A 1,894-nucleotide genomic window follows, 5' to 3' on the forward strand; every position below is an offset into this window, starting at 1 on the left:
ACATAAGCGAGGCGAACACGCCCCGCCAGGGTGTTAATGGCAGAAGATTTTCCGGCATTGGAACGGCCGGCAAAAGCTACTTCGCGAACAGAATCCTGCGGTAAATCACGGAGATTGGCGACGGTTGTCAGAAAAACCGCCTGTTGGAACAGAGGCATAAAAAACTCGGAAGACCCGCCAAGAGGGCGGCGAACTGATATAGAATAACAGGTTTGTAACCTCCGTTCCGGCCAAAGCGCCCATAAACGCGCACTAGGAGTTCGAAATGATCCGTAAAGCGGCACTGGCAATCCTTTTCGCCACCAGTTTCGTCACCCACGCTTCCGAAGAAGCCCATGCCAAGGCTGACCCCGCCAAGGGCAAGGCTATCGCCGAATCCATCTGTGTCGCCTGCCATGGCGCCGATGGCAACAGCCCGGTCTCGGCTAATCCGAATCTGGCTGGCCAGATCGAAGAATACATCGCCAAGCAACTCAAGAATTTCAAGCCGGTTGGTGACAAGCCCGCTGTGCGCAACAACCCGATCATGGCCGGCATGGCAGCACCACTCTCCGAGGAAGACATCAGGAATGTCGCCGCCTGGTTTTCTAGCCAGAAACAGAAGCCGGCTGCTGCCAAAGATGAAAAACAGATCGCGCTGGGCCAGAAAATCTGGCGGCAAGGCGACTTCAAGAAGGGCGTTCCCGCCTGTGCTGGCTGCCACGGCCCCGCCGGAGCCGGGCTGCCCGCCCAGTATCCGCGCCTGGCTGGCCAATTTCAGGAATACACGGAAGCCCAGCTGAAGGCTTTCCGCGTTGAAGAACGGGCCAACGATCCGGAAAAGATGATGCGCATGATCGCTGCCAAGCTGTCCGACGCGGAAATCAAGGCGGTCGCCGAATACGCCGCTGGCCTGCGCTGATTAGTGCACCAGCAAGAGAAAGGCAGCTTCGGCTGCCTTTTTGTTTTTCTGGCGCTTGGCAGTCTACGTCGACACGACTAGACTGGACGCACAACATCCCAACGGAGTAGGAGACAAGACATGAAGACGCTCAAACAGCTTCTTGCGAGCCGGAATCGCCCATTGGCAGTCGTCGCTCCGGGCGACACAGTTTTTCACGCGCTCACCGTAATGGCCAAGCACGAGGTTGGCGCGGTGATGGTTCTCGATGGCGAACAAATGATTGGCATTTTTTCCGAACGCGACTATGCCCGGAAAATCATCCTGCACGGAAAGACATCGAAGGAAACCCTGGTCAAGGAAATTATGAGCGACAAGGTTGCCTACGTGACCCCCAATGTCTCTCTTGACGAGTGCATGGCCCTGATGACCGAAAAACACTTCCGCCACCTGCCTGTTCTGGATGACTCGGGGAATGTGCTGGGCATCATCTCGATCGGCGATCTGGTCAAGGAAACGATCTCCGATCAGCAATTCCTGATCGCCCAACTGGAACACTACATCGCCAGTTGAGATGGACAGCGGCAGTAGTATTCACTTTCATATTCTCGAAGATATCGCCCGCGACCTGTCAGGCGATATCAATTTCCCGACCTGTCTGGATGCGGCCATGTTGGTTCGCAACGCGCTCAAAGATCCGTTTGCCAGCGCCGAACAGGTAGTCCAGGCGATCGGTGTCGAGCCGCTGATTTGCAGCAAACTGTTGCGCCTGGCCAACTCCGTTACCTACAACCCGGCCGGCGAACAGATTTCCAACCTGAATACCGTAGTCCGACGCCTGGGATTCGACATCGTCCGCACCACCTCGCTGGCAGTGGCGATGGACCAGATGTTGAAATCAAAAAATCTTGCGGCCTACGATCACATCGCCCGACAAACCTGGGAGCACTCGCTGCGGGTTGCCGCAATCGCCCGCGTGCTGGCGCGCCATCTGGGTCGAGTCCAGCCGGACAA

4 protein-coding genes are annotated in these 1,894 nt (G+C 56.7%); 3 read left to right on the forward strand and 1 reads right to left on the reverse strand.

The genetic code is table 11. The features are described 5' to 3' along the window. Positions 1 to 158: GTPase (locus tag ADADOO_RS01760; RefSeq protein ID WP_511274483.1), on the reverse strand; the 158-nt coding region annotated here is incomplete at its 3' end. A gap of 107 nt (positions 159 to 265) precedes the next feature. Between ADADOO_RS01760 and ADADOO_RS01765 the strand changes: the two genes are divergently transcribed. From ADADOO_RS01765 to ADADOO_RS01775, 3 genes are all read left to right on the forward strand, one after another. Then, complete coding sequence (locus ADADOO_RS01765) at positions 266 to 901, forward strand: c-type cytochrome (protein ID WP_511274476.1); 636 nt, start codon at positions 266 to 268, stop codon at positions 899 to 901. A gap of 120 nt (positions 902 to 1,021) precedes the next feature. After that, positions 1,022 to 1,453, forward strand: a complete 432-nt coding sequence (locus ADADOO_RS01770) for a CBS domain-containing protein (RefSeq protein ID WP_511274478.1) — start codon at positions 1,022 to 1,024, stop codon at positions 1,451 to 1,453. 1 nt (position 1,454) lies between these two features. Then, positions 1,455 to 1,894: HDOD domain-containing protein (locus ADADOO_RS01775; RefSeq protein ID WP_511274480.1), on the forward strand; the 440-nt coding region annotated here is incomplete at its 3' end.

Source organism: Azonexus sp. (genome assembly GCF_036170495.1).
Classification (GTDB): Bacteria; Pseudomonadota; Gammaproteobacteria; order Burkholderiales; family Rhodocyclaceae; genus Azonexus.